Source organism: Citricoccus sp. SGAir0253 (genome assembly GCF_005877055.1).
Classification (GTDB): Bacteria; Actinomycetota; Actinomycetes; order Actinomycetales; family Micrococcaceae; genus Citricoccus.
Window position 1 is genome coordinate 218,622 of record NZ_CP039424.1, and the last position, 14,703, is coordinate 233,324.

Genomic DNA, 14,703 nt, shown 5'->3' on the forward strand with positions numbered 1-14,703 from the left:
CGACACTGTGACTCAATTGCTGGCGACGGTACCTGGGGATGGGTCCGCGGCCCCGGGGCGGGATGGCGACCGGGGCGTGCCCTGTCGGCTCGGCTACGCCCATGCCAGTGCGCGATCCCCGAGCATAGGGCGGGACATGGAATGGGCGGTGGACCTCGGGCGTCGGGAGTGGACCCGGCAACTGCTCGATGAGTGCCGCCGGTCCGGCATCGACCTGGCGCCCGTGGACCATCCCGACCCCTCGGACGTGGGGATCGTGCTGGCCGAGGCCTGGTCCGCCGACCTGGCCCGCGTCCTGGAGGAGGCGGCGGGGCTCCGCTGCCGCGTGATGGTCGTGGGCGGTGCGGACCGCGGGGTGGATCCGTGGCCGGTCCTGGCCGCGGGGGCGGCCGAGTGCCTGCCGTGGTCCGGGGACCCCGACCCGGTCTGCGCCTGGGTCCGGCGCGAGCGGGAGGTGGCCGGCCTCCTGGGCTCGCCCGCCGTGCGACGGCACGTGCTCGGGACGAGCCGGGCGCTGACCGAGGCCCTGCGGGACCTCGTGGTGGCCTCCCGGTACGGGCGGGCGCCGATCCTCATCCAGGGCGAGACCGGGACGGGTAAGGAACTGGCCGCCCGGGTGGCGCACGCGGTGGGGACCGCCCGCGGCTCCCTCGTGGTGGTGGACTGCAGCACGATCACGCCGACGCTGCTGGGCAGCGAGCTCTTCGGCCACGAGAAGGGCGCCTACACGGGGGCGGTGAGCGTGCGGACCGGGGCGTGCGCCGCGGCCGACGGCGGCACCCTGTTCCTCGACGAGATCGGCGAGCTGCCGCCGGAGGTGCAGCCGGACCTGCTGCGGGTGGTCCAGGAGGGCACCTACAAGCGGGTGGGCGGGGACCGGTGGCTGCACAGCGACTTCCGCCTGGTCTGCGCGACCAACCGGCGACTGGACGTGGAGGTCCGCCAGGGCCGGTTCCGCGCGGACCTGTACCACCGCATCGCGGCGATCACCGTGACGCTGCCGCCGTTGCGGGACCGGATGGAGGATGCCGTGGCCCTGTTCCTCCGCTTCTGCGCCGAGGCCCTCGGCCGCGAGGACCAGCGGCTCGACCCCGCCGTCGAGCGGCTGCTGCTGGAGCGGGACTACCCGGGGAACCTGCGGGACCTGCGCCAGCTGGCCCACCGGGTGGCCGCGCGGCACGTGGGCCGCGGGCCCATCACCCCCGGCGACCTGCCGCCGGCGGACCGCCCGGTGCCGGGCCTCGTGGTGGGGTGGCCCGGGCTGCCCGACGTCGCCGGGGATCCCGGGGCCGCGCAGGCCCCGGCCCGCCCGGGGGCCGGTGACGCGGAGCGGGGATCGCCGGCGGCCGGGGTGCCGGGACCGGAGGCGCCCGGGGAGCTCCAGACCGCTCCGGCAGGACCTCCGGCACCCGGCCTCGCCGCCGGGTGCGTGGACGGCCACGACCCGGTCCGCGCCGCGGTGGCGTGGGCCCTCGACCGCGGGCTGGGGCTGCAGGACATCAAGGCGCTCGCCGGCACCGTGGCGCTCGACGAGGCGGTCGAGCGCAGCGAGGGCAACCTGCGCACCGCCGCGTCCCTGCTCGGCGTCTCGGTGCGGGCGGTGCAGCAGCGGCGCGCGGTGCGCTCCGCGGCGGGCGACCGTGCGGCCGCGCCCGGCGGAGACGGCCGGGCACCGGGTGCCGACGCCGGCCCTCAGGGTTCCGGAGTCGGACCGCCGGCCGGCCCCCGCGCCGGTGCGCTGGCCGGTCCGCTGGCGGACCCGCCCACGAGCCCGCCCGACAGCTCGCCGGCCAGTTCCCGCCAGTAGGGATCCCCCGTCGCGGCGGTGAGTTCGTCATAGAACCTCGCCGTCTCCCACTGGACGTCGGCCCGGCTCGCCGGGGCCCTCAGCGTCGCGATCCCCAGCGACCTCCGGAACAGCGCCCGGATGGGGTCCTCCACGGCGAGGCCGAAGGCGTCCGGCCGGGCCGGCGTCGGGAACGGCATGGAGGAGGGCAGGGACCGGGGCAGGCGCAGGGCCGGCAGCACGGCCCGGTACTCGGTGAGGGCGGCCAGGCCGGGCGGGGGACCGGCCGCCGCGAGGGCGCGGCGGGTGGTGACGTGCGGGGGAAGCAGCCGGCCGCGGTCGATCCGGTGCGCCACGACCTGGAGCACGGTGCCGCCGGACCGCGGGCCGCCGGGCGGCGACAGGGGGCGGTAGGTCAGCAGCCAGGCCGAGCCCACGCGCCGCGGCGTCGGGACGCGCATCCGGAACAGGTACTCGCGCAACTGGTACAGCCCCTTGCGGATCTGGTCGTCCTTGTGGGGCTTGATCTCGGCGATGCCCGTCCTCGACACCCGGCCCAGGCGTCCGAGGGCCTCCCGGAAGCGGGTGCTCCACTCGGCCTCCAGCGCGGTCTCGGGCGGGTCGTCCCACGGTGGCACGGTCATGGCTTCTCCTTCACGGTGTTCGGGTCCACGATGTTCGGGTCGACGGTGTTCGGGCGGGGCGGGTGAGCCGCAGGACGTTCTCCCGCAGCACCCGGGCACGGTCGGCGGGGTCGAGGCGCAGGGCGCGGACCGTGGCGAGCGCGGGCGCGGGATGCAGGAAGGGGCCATCGCTGCCGAACAGGACCTTGTGGGCGCCGGCGCGGCAGACGGCCTCCTGCAGCAGGTCGAAGTAGCGCACGCCCGAGGTGTCCGTGAAGACGTTGGCCCGGCGGACCAGCACGTCCACGAGCCGGGACTGGGCCCTCACGTCATCGGCGAACGAGGACAGGTGCGGGGCGATCCACGCCACGTCCGGGTGGCGGTCGGCGAGGCGGACCACGAGCCGGACGTCCCCGGCCGGGTCGAAGAGCACCGGCATCCGGTGCCGGCGGGCGGCCTCGCCGACCTCGTCCGTGGCGGGGCCGTCCGACCAGTGCACCTTGAGGCCGCACGCGCCGCGCCGGTGTGCCGCGGCGACGACGTCCTCGACCCGGCCGCGGTCCGCGACCGCGTTGACGAAGGCGTACCAGAGCCACCGGTCCGGCTCCCTCCGGGCGACGCGGGCCACCAGCCGGTTGGCCTCCCCGTAGTCCCCGACCGGGGCCGCCATCAGCACGGCGCGCCGGACCCCGGCGGCGGTGGCGCGCCGCCGCCAGCACCGCAGGTCCTCGAGGGCGTCCCCCGAGCCGAGCGGGACCGTGCCGAACCCCAGGTGCACGTGGGAGTCGATGACGCCCGGGACCATCACGCCGCCCGCCGTCCCACCGCGGCGCGCCGCAGCGAGTGGACCAGGCCCTCGACCTCCGCGGCGCGGTGGTCGGCGCGGACGACGACGGCCAGCAGGTATCCCGGGCGGCAGCGCGGCACCTGGATGAGGGCCCGGAACCCGTCCCGCGCCAGGGCGGCGAGGATCCCGTGGGCCTCGGCCGCCGTGTCGAGCCGGGAGGCCACGATCGGGAACGGCGGCCCCTGGGGCTCCAGGCCGGCGTCCCGGAACCCGTCCCGCAGGCGCAGCGTCAGCCGGTACAGCCGCCGTCGGCGCAGGTCCAGCTCGGGGGCGCGGGCCAGGGAGTCCAGCCCCGCCGTGAGGTCCGCCTGCGAGGGCGGGCTCGAGTGCGTTCGGTGGCCGCCGCGGCGGGCGACCTCGGCGATCGTGCCACGGTCCCCGGTGATCACCGTGACCGGCGTGCCGTGGGCCTTGGCCAGCGAGGCCAGCCACACGACGCCGTCGTGCCCCAGGCCGAGCCGGCGCACCGTCCCGGTGCCGTCCCCGAAGGGGCCGGTCCCGGGGCGCCGGGCGCCCAGGACCCCGAAGGCCAGGGAGTCGTCGACGAGGACCCGGCCGCCGGTGCCCGCGGCCAGGGCCACGAGCCGGCCCAGCGGCGCCGGCCGGCCGCAGCCCTGGCACCAGCCGTCGGTGACGAGCCAGGACCCGGCCGGCACGCGGGGCGGGGGCCGGTGGTGCGGGAACACGTGGACGGGGACGCCGCGGGCCCGCGCCACCAGGCAGGCCCAACGGGCGAGGGGATACGCGGCGTCGTCCACCCAGAGGGTGCCCCCGGGCCGGGGAACACGGCCAGGACGTCCATCAGCCCGTGCAGCGCCGACCGCTCCGCCAGTCCCGCCTCGGCCCCCTGCCGCCGGGCGACGGTGGTGGCGAGGCGGACGGCGGTGGCAGACTCCCCCAGCACGGCGGGCACGCCCGTGGTGAGGTGGGACCACGGGGAGAGCCCCTCGCTGGGGTGGTGTTCCCCGAGGAACAGCGCCGGGGTGAAGTCGGCCCCGCGGGCCGAGGCGCCCATGGCCGGACGGCCTAGACCAGTTGCCGGGCGAGCCGGCGCGAGATCAGCGTGGAGGGCATCGTGGTGTCCACGCGCTGGGCCAGGTCCACCCCGGTCACCGCCCGGTAGGCGTGGATGTACCGCTGGACCGAGTTGCGGAAGTGCATCGCCCAGTTCTCGGCGTCCGCGCCCCTCATCCCGGCGGCGTTCCAGTCCCCGTGGCGCACGGACAGCACCAGCCGCTCCCCGTGGAAGGCGAGGTCGTAGAAGTGCGTGACACTGGCGTCCGACCAGCCGAAGAGCTGCTTCATGGTGTCCACGCGGTCCATCCACGGCTCCTCGTAGGGGACCATGGTCGGCCCGCCGAGGAACTGGCGCATCTCCGGCTGGGCCAGGGTCCACTGCACGTCGATGGTCTCGATCCGCGCCGTCAGCGGGAGGTCGGCGAACTGGTTGTTGGCGCCCCGGGCCAGGACGAGGTGGAGTTCGCGCAGGCTGTTGAGCAGCGGGAACGCGTCCGCCTGGACGGTCAGGTCGTCCCGTTCCCGGTAGTACTGCTGGGCCGAGTTCAGCAGGCCGTGGAAGGCCGGCAGGAACTGGGTCCTGCGCTCCACCGCGAGGTCCGGGGGCGGCACGGCCCGGCCGACGAGGTGCAGGCCGTACTCGTAGCCGTACTCGTTGTCCCGGCGCCGGACCGAGAGGCGTTCGCGCTCCGCCTCGGACAGCCCCCACAGCAGGCCCCGCAGGGGCAGCAGCGGGCTGACGGCGAAGCGGGCCAGCGGACCGGGCTCCCGGCCGACTCGCCGGTTCTGGAACCGGGCGATGATGTGGTTCAGGGACTGGAAGAGCATGGCCTCCTCGATCCAGTAGACGTAGATCAGCTCGACGAAGGGGACGCCGTCCAGGGGGTACTCCGTGTTCTCCACGGGGTCCGGGTAGGGGGCCGTCCTCTCCTGGGCGGCCTGGCGGCTGACGTAGGACAGGCGGGCCTCCGCGCGGTTGGCCCCCAGTGACCGGTCCGTGACGAACTCCGTGGCGATCCGGTGCAGGTGCCGGTACGTGGGCGTCCCGTAGGCGGGGTTGTCCGGCCCGCCGAGGGCGTTGCGCGGCCGGACGGGGCCGAGGGCGCCGCGGGGGCCCTGGACCTGGTCGTACCGGGCGTCCTCGAAGGCCTCCGCGAAGTTGCGGAAGCGCAGGTCGTCCGTGACGTCGTCGATGAACTCCCACAGCCGCCGCTGGGCGCTGTCGGCGCCGGCGCTCGGCACGAGGGCCACGTTCGTGATGTCCGGGTCGGCCAGGTGGACCTCGAAGGTCTCCAGCTCGGTCCAGTTGCCGCGGCCGGCCGTGCGGAACTGCACCGTGTGGTCACCGGGGGTCTCGAGGTCGACGTTCCTCTTGATGCCCCGGGCGGGGGTGAGGCGGGCGTTCTGCTCGTCGAGGACGGCGTCGCCGTTCGGGTCGAGGACCTGGAAGTCGAAGTTGCCGGCTCCCTCGTTGTCGAGGGCGAACTCGATCCTGATCGTCTGTCCGACGACGGCGGGGTGGCGGGCGTCGTGGTTATAGCGCATGGCGGGCTCCTATCGGGTCGTGGTGCCGTGGGCCCGGGAGGGACCGCGGCGGCAGGGGTGGATGGTGGGGGAACGGTCTCCGGAGGCTGCTCCGGACGGCCCACGCCGTCAGGACGGCCGAGAGCTGGTCGCTCTCCGCGTGGGGCGTGATGAGGCCGGCAGCCTTGGCCTGCCCCACCACGGCGAACACGAGGGACGGGGGCTGGCGGGCCATGACGGCCAGGTCCTGGCGCCAGGCGGCGTGCAGGCGCAGCAGCTGCTCGGGCTGCCGCTGGGCCGTCGGCCAGAAGGTGCGCAGTTCCCGGCCGCCGGTGCCCCGGGACCGGTGCCGCAGGAGCACCCGGACCAGGTCCCCGATGCGCTCCTCGCAGCCCGCGATCCAGTCGCGGTGCTCCGCGGGCAGTCCGCGCAACGGGTACATGGACCGCCAGGTCGCGGCGAGCCGGGCCCACTGCGGATGGGGGTAGAGGGCCTGGCCGATCGCCGCGCTGATGAGCACGCGCAGGTACGGCATGGGGTGCGGATCGGTGCCGGTGGGCCGGAACACGAAGTACCGGGGGAGGCTGACCACCGCCAGCAGCCCCACGGTCGAGGTGATCCCGACCATGCCCACGGACCACAGGTCGGCCACGATCTCGCTGATCCACAGGGACCACGTGTCCCAGTGGCCGTCCGGCTCGCGCGCCGCCCACCGGTCCAGCTCGGCCTTGAGGGAGGGCACCAGGTCGTACAGGGCCGCGCCCTGGTGCCCCACCTCGTGGATGAGCGAGGAGGCCAGGCCGCTGCCGATCATCCGCTCGCGGGGCAGCCGGATGATGCCCACCGGGTTCGGCTGGCCGCCCGGCAGCCGGGTCTTGGCCCGCCGGATGGCCGCCCCGGCCCCGCGGGCCAGGTACACGACCATGTGGGGGTCGCCCGGCGGCCGTGCCCGCACGGACAGGGCGTCCTGCGCGAGGATGTCCAGCCCGGCCAGCCACACCCCGGTGGAGTGCTCGCTGCGCTGGGTGACCACCTCCGTGAACAGGTCGAACTGGGCCAGGACCACGTTGAACTGCAGCCGCAGCATGACGAACCGCTTCTGCTGCTCGGCCGGTGGGGCGGTCCGGCCCTCCGCGTGCAGCCACTCGATGAACTCGCCGAGCCGGCGGCGCAGGTCATTGCGGCCCAGGTGCAGGAACCGCTCGATCTGCCACTGGGCGGCCGGCGGCAGGGCCGCGGCCAGCACCATGGTCTCGTGCATGACGAAGGGCCGGATGGTGTCCAGTCGCACGAGCAGGCTGTGCGCCTCGCCCTCGATCAGGTCGAAGCCGGCAGAGCGGTCGGCCACGTCCTCCACCTCCTCCCTCGGCGCGTGCTCGCGGTCCTAGAGGCCCAGGAGGATGACCCGGTTGCCGCGGCGCACCCACCGGCCCTCCGTCCGGCCCCCGTCGTCCCCGTCGCCGCGGTCGTCGTACCGGTCGTAGTACCGGACGGCCCGGACGGGGGCTCCCCAGGTCCGCCCGGGTCCGCCGTAGGACTGGCGGCCGTAGCCGGACCGGGGGCGGCCGGGACGGGCGGGACGGAGCAGCGCGGGGGCGTACGTCCGTGCCGCGCTGCGGGTGGCGGCCCGGACGGCGGCGGCCGGGGGCACGGAGCGCGGGGTGCGCGCGGCGTTGCGGTAGGCGGCCCGGGCGAAGCGGATGTAGCGGCGGGCTGCCTCCTCCTCCGCCTCGGCCTCGTCCATCATCTCGGCCTCCTCGGCCTCGAGGAGGTTCCCGGCCATGGCGCCGAGCTTGCCGCCGATCGCGGTGCCGATGCCCGGCGCCACGAACGATCCCAGCGCGCTGCCGACCACGGGCAGGGCGGTCTTCGCCACGGTCTTCAGGGCGCCGCCGACCATCCTGCCGATGGGGGACTTGATGAACTTCCCGGCGCCGCGGACCACGCTGCGCGCGAGCTTGCCGAGGAACTGGTCGAGCTCCTCCTCGGAACTCACGGACAGCAGCTCCAGGGCGAGTTCGGACTCCACCTCGGGGTCGATCTCGTCCTCGAGGTCCTGTCCCTCGAGGTCGGCGGACTCGAAGGCGTAGCCCTCGTCCTCTCCCTCGGAGGACCACTCGTAGTCGGTCTCGGATTCGCCAGCGTAGATGCTCATGATCAGACTCCTTGCCTGGGGTGCCCGGTGGGCTGCGTGGATGGTGGATGGACGGGAACGGGACGGGCGCCGGAGACGGGCGGGAGGGGCCGGTGCCGGGCCGGGGGCGGTCCGGCGGCGGGGGTGTCGGGGAGGGGACGGAGGGCCGGTCACCCCGCGCCGAGGATGACGATGTTCCGGCCGCGGCGGACCCACCGACCGCTCGCGGCGCGGGCGGCCCCCGGCGTCCGGGGCGCGTCGAGGCGGGGCAGGACCTGGCGGGCCGAGGCGAGGGCGGCGTTCCGGGCCGCGATCATGGGGGGCGTGGTCGTCGGCGTCGCGGCGGCCCGACGGGCGGTCGAGCGGGCGAAGTCCACGAAGGTGCGGGCCGTCTGCAGCTCGCGGTCCTCCGGGGTGAGCCCCTCCAGGTCCAGGCCCGTCTCGAACTTCGTGCCGATCCACGAGCCGACCTTCCGGCCGACGTCCCCTCCGGCCCCCGGGGCCACGTAGTTGCCGATGGCCTGGCCGAGCTGGGGCAGCGCCCGGCGGGCCGCCGACTTCAGGACGTCCCCGACGGCGCGGCCGGCGGAGGAGTTCACGAACGCCTTGCCCGCGGACACGGCACTCTTGACGAGGTTGCCGAGGAACTGGTCCAGCTCCGCCTCGTCGGAGACGGCGAGCAGCTCCGCGGCCAGGGCCATGTCGCTGGTCCCGCGGGTCACCTCGCCCCACAGCTCGCCGGCGTCGAGCTCGTCGGTCTCGGACTCGCCGGCCGGGGAGCCGTAGGCGGCCGCCGGAGACTGCTCGTAGGTGCCGTACTCGTCGGCGACCTCTCCCCACGTGCCGCCCTCGGACTCGTCCTCGAAGAGGGCCCGGTCGATGTCGTGCATGGTTCTTCCTTCCGGGTACGGGCGGATCCGGTTGGTCCACCTCAGCGGAGGTCCGCTTACCCCCTCCACTGCACAATCCGTGCCACGCCCTCCGGGGATGCCGGCGGCGCGGGATCGCGCGGATCCCCGCCCGCGACGGGCGGTGCGGGGGCCTCCTGCCGGCGGACGGGGCGAAGCGGCCTTCGCGCGGGCCGCGAACCGGGCTTCGGGGGCGACGGGGGCGACGGCGCCGGGGCGTCAGCGCAGCGACGCGCGGTACTTGGCGACGGTGCGCCGGGCGACGGGGAAGCCCCGGTGCCCCAGCTCCCCGCTCAGCAGGGCGTCGGTCCGGTGGCCGCCGGCCTCCCGGAGCAGCCGGGCGAGGGCGGCCCGGGCGGCCACCGAGGTGCCGAAGAGGAGGGCCAGGGGCTCCACGCGGCCCTCCGGCACCCGCATCCACTTGTCCTTGACGGCCCGGCTCACGGTGGAGGGGTGCATGCCGAGCTCGTGGGCCAGGGCCGTCCGGGTCAGCGGTCGGTGCCGGTCGGCCCCGGCCTCCAGGAATCCCCGCTGGAAGCCGACCGCGGCGCGGGCGACCCGCTCCAGCACGCTGGCCCGCGCGTCGATCTGCGCCAGCAGCCGGCGGGCCCGGTCCTCGTGGCCGCGCAGCCAGGCGCGCGCCTCCGCCGAGGCGGCCACGGCGGCGGGGACGGGGGCGATCGCCAGTCCGAACCACGCGCTGGCGGGGACCTCGACGTCGAGCCCGCCGTCCGCGGCCCGGTACACGAAGACGTCCGCCGGGACCCGGGCCGGCGGCTCGGCCTCGTCCCAGCGGACGGCCGGGCGGAGCCGGCGGCGCACCACCTCGAAGGCCTGGGCCGCCTGCGCCGGGGTGATCCCCAGCCGACGCGCGGCGCCGGCCGGGTCGTCGTCGGCGACCTCGGGCAGGCAGGAGGCCACGACGTCGGCGGTCCAGGCGGGCGCCGAGCCCGCGGCGACGAGCGCGGCGGCCTGCTCCGCGAGCAGCGTGGTGACGTCCGGGGCGCCGAGTCCCGGCGGCCCGGCGGCCCGGACGGCGCGCAGGGCCTCGGCGACCCGGCCCGGCTCCAGGCCGTGGAGCCGGGCGATCTCCCGGACGGGGGCGTCCAGCAGCCCGCGCTCGGTGAGGTGGCCCAGGACCACGGTGAGCTCGGCGCCGTGGCCGGGGCGCACCTCGAGGCGCGCCTGGGCCTCCAGGGTGCGGAACTGGTCGGTGCCGGCGTCGGTGTCCTCGTGCAGTTCCCGACCGTGGGCGAGGTGCCGGCACCGCCGGCACGGTCCGCCGGCAGTGTGCCGGCCGCACCCCGGGCACGGCGCCCCGTCCGCCCGCTCGAGCACGGGGCTGTCCTGCAGGGCCCGTTCGGTGAGCTCCACGAGGCCGGCCTGCGTGGTGGTCAGCAGGCCGAGGGCCTGGACGAGGCCGGGCACGGCCCGGTGCTCGGTCCTCAGCGCCTGCTGCAGGGAGGGGCCGGGGGCCGCCGTGGGACCCGGGACGCCGGTGGGCATGGCTCAGGGTAGGCGGGACGGCGGACGATGGTCAGCGTCCGGAGGGCGGGCGAGGCGGAGTCCGCCATCCGTCGTGCAGTTGTGCACAAAGTGCAGTCGTGCAATAATTTCGGGATGCCCCCTTCGGACGACCTCTCCCTGCGCGAGCGCAAGAAGCTCGAGACCTGGGCCCTCATCCACGACGCGGCCGCCGAACTGGCCCTGGACGAGGACACCACGTGCGTCACGGTGGAGGCGATCGCCAGCGAGGCCGGCGTCTCCCAGCGCACCTTCTTCAACTACTTCCCCACCAAGGAGGACGCCATCCTCGGCGTCCGGGCGCCTGCGGCCCCCGAGCTGCCGGAGGGCTTCCTCGACGGTGGGGACCTGCTGCGCCGCACCACCGAGCTGCTGCTGGACGTGAGCCGCAGCGGCTACGCGGACCGGGACGTGGAGCGGCGGGGCCGGCTGTTCGCCAAGTACCCGAACCTGCTCGTCCGCCGCCGCGAGCTGTCCCTGCAGTGCGAGGACCTCGTCCAGCAGGCGCTCGCCGAGGCCATGGCGGTGCACCCCGAGTGGTCGCGCGGCCTGCACGGCCACGGCGTGGAGGACACCGCCCGCATGCTGACCACCGCGGCCGGGGTCCCCCTGCGCTACGCGGTCATGGCCCAGGGCCCCCTGCCCAGCGGCCAGCTCGAGCCGGAGACCGTCCGGGACGCGATCGAGTTGTTCCAGGACCTCTACGGGAAGTTGTCATGACGACCGAGCAGACCCGCGCCCAGGCCTCCGCACCCACCGCCTCCACCACCCCCGCAGCGGCCGCGCCCGCGCGGCCCGCCCACGGCATCGTGCCCCTGTTCATCGGCCTGATGCTCTCCATGCTGCTGGCCGCCCTGAACCAGACGGTTCTCTCCACGGCGCTGCCCACGATCGTCGGCGAGCTCAACGGCGTGAGCCTCATGGTGTGGGTCATCACCGCCTACATCCTGGCCTCCACGATCATGATGCCGATCTACGGCAAGCTCGGCGACCAGATCGGCCGCAAGCCGCTGCTCATCGGCGCGATCCTGGTGTTCATGGCCGGCTCCGTGGTCGGCGCCCTGGCCCAGGACATGACAGCCCTCATCATCGCCCGCGTCATCCAGGGCCTCGGCGGCGGCGGACTGATCATCCTGTCCCAGGCCGCGATCGCGGACGTGGTCCCGGCCCGCCAGCGCGGGAAGTACATGGGCATCATGGGCGGCGTCTTCGCCCTGTCCTCGGTGGCCGGGCCGCTGCTCGGCGGCTGGTTCACGGAGGGACCGGGCTGGCGCTGGGCGTTCTGGATCAACCTGCCCCTCGGCGTCGTGGCCCTGGCCGCGGCCCTGCGCTTCCTGGACCTGCCCCGGCCCCCCGGCCGGCCGCGCCTGGACTGGGGCGGCATGGCCCTCGTGACCGTCGCGACCACCGCCCTGATCTTGGTCACCACGTGGGGCGGGCATTCCTACGCCTGGGGCGACCCCGTCATCCTGGGCCTGGCCGCGCTCGCCGTGGTGGCCGGCGTCGCGTTCGTGCTGGTCGAGCGCCGCGCCGCGGAGCCGATCCTGCCCCCGCACCTGTTCCACCGGCGCAACTTCAACCTGACCACCGCGGCGGGCCTGCTCACCGGTGTCGCGATGTTCGGAGTGCTCGGCTACATGCCCACCTACCTGCAGATGGCCTTCGGCGTGGACGCGACCGCCTCGGGCCTGCTGATGATCCCCATGATGGCGATGATCGTGGGCGCCTCGACGCTCTCCGGCCACTGGATCTCCCGGCACGGGCGCTACAAGGCGTACCCGATCGTCGGCAGCGTGATCGTGGCGGCGTCCATGGTGCTGCTGTCCTTCCTCGACCCGGCCCAGCCGGTGTGGGTGGCCAGCGGGATGCTCGCCCTGCTCGGGCTCGGCCTGGGCCTGTCCATGCAGGTGCTCGTGCTGGTGGTGCAGAACACCTTCCCGTCCGCACAGGTCGGCACGGCCACCGCGGCGAACAACTACTTCCGCCAGATCGGGGCCACGCTGGGCTCCTCGCTCGTGGGCAGCATCTTCGCCGCGCGGCTCTCGGCGCTGATCACCGAGCGGATGCCGGCGGCCGCCGCGGGGGCCGCCGGGAACCACGAGTCCCTGACGCCGGCCGCCGTCGCGCAGCTGCCGGGACCGGTGCGGGAGCTGGTGGTCCACGCCTACTCGGACGCGCTCACGCCGATCTTCCTGTGGGTCACGCCCCTGGCCGTGCTGGCCGCGGTGCTGCTGCTGTTCGTGCGCGAGCACCCGCTGGCCACCACGATCGAGCGGGACATCGCCCCGGAGCCGCTGGCCACCGGGAGCCTGTCCATCGTGGCCCCGGCGGGCCCCGGCGGGGACGAGGACGGGCCGGCCCGGCCCGCCCCTCAGCGCCAGGAAAGGGACGCCAGCGCGGAGCGGCCGGCCTCGAGGTAGCCCCGCATCTCCTCCGGCGGCACCATGCTGCCGCCGGTGGACCAGACGACGTGGTTGGCCCCCTCCAGCGCGGCCTCCGAGAGCCCGACGGCGGCGCGGAAGTCCTCCGCGCCCGTCACCGTCCAGGGCCCCGGCAGCCCCGCGGTGGCCGAGGGCTCCACGGGCCAGGACTGGGTGCGGTGGACGACCTCGACGAGTCCCCGCATGCGGTCGTCGGACACGGTGAGGTAGCCGGCCACCAGGTCCTGGACGAGCTCCCCGACCACCTGGGAGGGCCGGCCCACGGCCAGCCCGTCCGCCACCGTCCGCCCGTCCAGGCCGATGTCCTGCACGCTGATCGCCCCGTGCAGCCCGGTGCGCACGCCGAGGGACATGGCGGGTGCCGCCGTGGGCTCGGCGAAGACGCAGTGCACGTGGTCGCCGAAGGCCAGCTTCAGCCCGTACGCCACTCCACCCGGTCCGCCGCCCACGCCGCAGGGCAGGTGCACGATGAGCGGGTGCTCCGCGTCCACGGGGACGTCGAGGGCGGCCAGCTGGCCGGCCAGCCGCCGGCCGGCCACGGCGTAGCCGGAGAACAGGGCCAGCGAGGACTCGTCGTCCACGAAGTGCACGCTGGGGTCCGCCTCGGCGGCCCGGCGCCCGGCGTCCACCGCGGCGGAGAAGTCGCCGGGGTGTTCGACCACCTCGACCCCGCGTGAGCGCAGCAGGTCCTTCTTCCACGCCCGGGCGTCCACGGACATGTGCACGGTGGTGCGGAAGCCCAGCTCCGAGGCGACGATGCCGATGGACAGGCCCAGGTTGCCCGTGGACCCGACGGCGATGCCGTGCTCGGCGAAGACCGCCCGGGCCTGCGGGCTGTCGGCGGCCACCCCGGCCTCCGCGGCCACCCGCTCGGCCACCTCGAGGACCTCGTGGATCCCGCCGCGGGCCTTGATGGACCCGCTCACGGGCAGGGCGTCGTCGCGCTTGACCCACAGCCGGCCCGGCAGCCGCCGGCCGGTCAGCCGGTCCAGCTCCGCCTGCAGTGCGGGCGCCCGCAGGAGCGGGGACTCGAGGATGCCGTCCGTGGGCGCCGAGGCCGGGAAGTGCTCGAGGAACCACGGGGCGAACCGGCGGAACCGGGCGCGCGCCTCCTCCACCCGGTCCGCCACCTGCGGCGAGCGGCCCAGGACGTCCGCGGCCGGCGTCGGGGTCCCGCGGAACCAGGCGGACTCCCGGCCCGCCGCGAGGCGGGCGACCACGGGGTCGCGGAGCAGGTCGTCGAGCGCCCGGGGGGCGCTGCCGGCGGCGGTGCCGTTCGGGGGAGTGTCCATGGCTTTCAGGCTACGGGCCCCAGGCGGCGCGGGCCGGCTCCCCGGAGGACCCCGCCCCGAGGACGGCGTCGCCGGTCGAGGGGCTGCCCGTCCACCGGCGGCCCTCGGCGTCGTAGAGCACGCAGTGGACCGCGCGGTCGCCGTCGAGCCAGGACCCCTGGGTGGGACGGAACGTGTACACGTCCCACGCGGAGTGCTCCCAGGACTCCCCGACGTAGTCCTCGAAGACCTGCCCGTAGCAGGCGTCCTCCGTGCCGAGCCAGGCCTCGTCCTCGGGGTCCGCGGGGAACCGCACCACGTCCTCGGAGAGGGTGAGCACGTGCAGCAGCTCGTTGTCGTGCTCGTCCGCGCAGTCCGCGGTGGCCACCGCGAGGACCTCCTCGTCCTCGCTGCCGGTGGGCTCCTGGAAGCAGTCGCCCACGGACAGGTCCACGACGGCGGTCCGGCCCGGGTCGAGGCCCATGCCCAGGCCGCGCGCGGCGTCGTCCACGGCGTCGGGGACGCCGGAGCAGCCGGTGAGCAGGAGCGCGCCGGCGCCCAGGACCGCGGCGGCGCGCACGGCGCCGGGGACGGTGGAGGAGCGGGCACGGAGGCCGCCGGGGTGGCC

Annotated in this window: 13 protein-coding genes; 3 read left to right on the forward strand and 10 right to left on the reverse strand. The window is 75.5% G+C overall.

All coding sequences use genetic code 11. The features are described from left to right. Positions 1-136: 136 nt before the first annotated feature. The gene (locus tag E7744_RS01045) at positions 137-1,807 is read left to right on the forward strand and encodes a sigma 54-interacting transcriptional regulator (RefSeq protein ID WP_137772510.1); all 1,671 of its coding nucleotides are present in this window, start codon (positions 137-139) and stop codon (positions 1,805-1,807) included. Here the strand turns inward: E7744_RS01045 and E7744_RS01050 are convergent. From E7744_RS01050 to E7744_RS01085, 8 genes are all read right to left on the reverse strand, one after another. Next, positions 1,693-2,430, reverse strand: coding sequence for a hypothetical protein (locus E7744_RS01050; protein WP_137772511.1), 738 nt, complete (start codon positions 2,428-2,430; stop codon positions 1,693-1,695). The two genes, E7744_RS01045 and E7744_RS01050, sit on opposite strands and share 115 nt — an antisense overlap. Before the next feature lie 10 nt (positions 2,431-2,440). Then, positions 2,441-3,217 (reverse strand): amidohydrolase family protein, encoded by a 777-nt coding sequence (locus tag E7744_RS01055; RefSeq protein ID WP_137772512.1) that lies wholly within the window; start codon positions 3,215-3,217, stop codon positions 2,441-2,443. After that, positions 3,214-4,014 carry a hypothetical protein gene (locus E7744_RS01060; RefSeq protein WP_138424628.1) on the reverse strand — a complete coding sequence of 267 codons (801 nt, stop codon included), beginning with the start codon at positions 4,012-4,014 and terminating at the stop codon, positions 3,214-3,216. The genes E7744_RS01055 and E7744_RS01060 overlap by 4 nt, the downstream gene beginning before the upstream one ends. Positions 4,015-4,282: 268 nt before the next feature. Further along, positions 4,283-5,818, reverse strand: coding sequence for a hypothetical protein (locus E7744_RS01065; RefSeq protein WP_137772514.1), 1,536 nt, complete (start codon positions 5,816-5,818; stop codon positions 4,283-4,285). Continuing rightward, positions 5,808-7,145 carry a hypothetical protein gene (locus tag E7744_RS01070; RefSeq protein ID WP_210417137.1) on the reverse strand — a complete coding sequence of 446 codons (1,338 nt, stop codon included), beginning with the start codon at positions 7,143-7,145 and terminating at the stop codon, positions 5,808-5,810. Before E7744_RS01070 ends, E7744_RS01065 begins: the two co-directional genes overlap by 11 nt. Before the next feature lie 36 nt (positions 7,146-7,181). Then, positions 7,182-7,952, reverse strand: coding sequence for a hypothetical protein (locus tag E7744_RS01075; protein WP_137772515.1), 771 nt, complete (start codon positions 7,950-7,952; stop codon positions 7,182-7,184). A 149-nt stretch (positions 7,953-8,101) separates the two neighbouring features. Then, complete coding sequence (locus E7744_RS01080) at positions 8,102-8,821, reverse strand: hypothetical protein (RefSeq protein WP_137772516.1); 720 nt, start codon at positions 8,819-8,821, stop codon at positions 8,102-8,104. A gap of 237 nt (positions 8,822-9,058) precedes the next feature. After that, positions 9,059-10,345 carry a hypothetical protein gene (locus tag E7744_RS01085; RefSeq protein ID WP_137772517.1) on the reverse strand — a complete coding sequence of 429 codons (1,287 nt, stop codon included), beginning with the start codon at positions 10,343-10,345 and terminating at the stop codon, positions 9,059-9,061. Between the two features lie 114 nt (positions 10,346-10,459). On the opposite strand from E7744_RS01085, the gene E7744_RS16040 reads away from it, so the two are divergent. Continuing rightward, entirely contained in the window at positions 10,460-11,083 is a 624-nt protein-coding gene (locus tag E7744_RS16040) for a helix-turn-helix domain-containing protein (protein ID WP_168199710.1), read from the forward strand. After that, positions 11,080-12,783 carry an MDR family MFS transporter gene (locus tag E7744_RS01095; protein WP_137772519.1) on the forward strand — a complete coding sequence of 568 codons (1,704 nt, stop codon included), beginning with the start codon at positions 11,080-11,082 and terminating at the stop codon, positions 12,781-12,783. Before E7744_RS16040 ends, E7744_RS01095 begins: the two co-directional genes overlap by 4 nt. Here E7744_RS01095 and E7744_RS01100 read toward each other — a convergent pair. After that, positions 12,735-14,096, reverse strand: coding sequence for a D-serine ammonia-lyase (locus tag E7744_RS01100; RefSeq protein WP_137772520.1), 1,362 nt, complete (start codon positions 14,094-14,096; stop codon positions 12,735-12,737). The genes E7744_RS01095 and E7744_RS01100 overlap by 49 nt on opposite strands. A 10-nt stretch (positions 14,097-14,106) precedes the next feature. Continuing rightward, the gene (locus tag E7744_RS01105) at positions 14,107-14,655 is read right to left on the reverse strand and encodes a septum formation family protein (protein ID WP_168199711.1); all 549 of its coding nucleotides are present in this window, start codon (positions 14,653-14,655) and stop codon (positions 14,107-14,109) included. Positions 14,656-14,703: the final 48 nt, after the last annotated feature.

Coding starts and splice junctions, on each gene's coding strand:
- E7744_RS01100 (WP_137772520.1), bottom strand. CDS start 14,096: ATGGACACTCCCCCGAACGGCACCGCCGCCGGCAGCGCCCCCCGGGCG.
- E7744_RS16040 (WP_168199710.1), top strand. CDS start 10,460: ATGCCCCCTTCGGACGACCTCTCCCTGCGCGAGCGCAAGAAGCTCGAG.
- E7744_RS01085 (WP_137772517.1), bottom strand. CDS start 10,345: ATGCCCACCGGCGTCCCGGGTCCCACGGCGGCCCCCGGCCCCTCCCTG.
- E7744_RS01075 (WP_137772515.1), bottom strand. CDS start 7,952: ATGAGCATCTACGCTGGCGAATCCGAGACCGACTACGAGTGGTCCTCC.
- E7744_RS01050 (WP_137772511.1), bottom strand. CDS start 2,430: ATGACCGTGCCACCGTGGGACGACCCGCCCGAGACCGCGCTGGAGGCC.
- E7744_RS01065 (WP_137772514.1), bottom strand. CDS start 5,818: ATGCGCTATAACCACGACGCCCGCCACCCCGCCGTCGTCGGACAGACG.
- E7744_RS01080 (WP_137772516.1), bottom strand. CDS start 8,821: ATGCACGACATCGACCGGGCCCTCTTCGAGGACGAGTCCGAGGGCGGC.
- E7744_RS01045 (WP_137772510.1), top strand. CDS start 137: ATGGAATGGGCGGTGGACCTCGGGCGTCGGGAGTGGACCCGGCAACTG.
- E7744_RS01095 (WP_137772519.1), top strand. CDS start 11,080: ATGACGACCGAGCAGACCCGCGCCCAGGCCTCCGCACCCACCGCCTCC.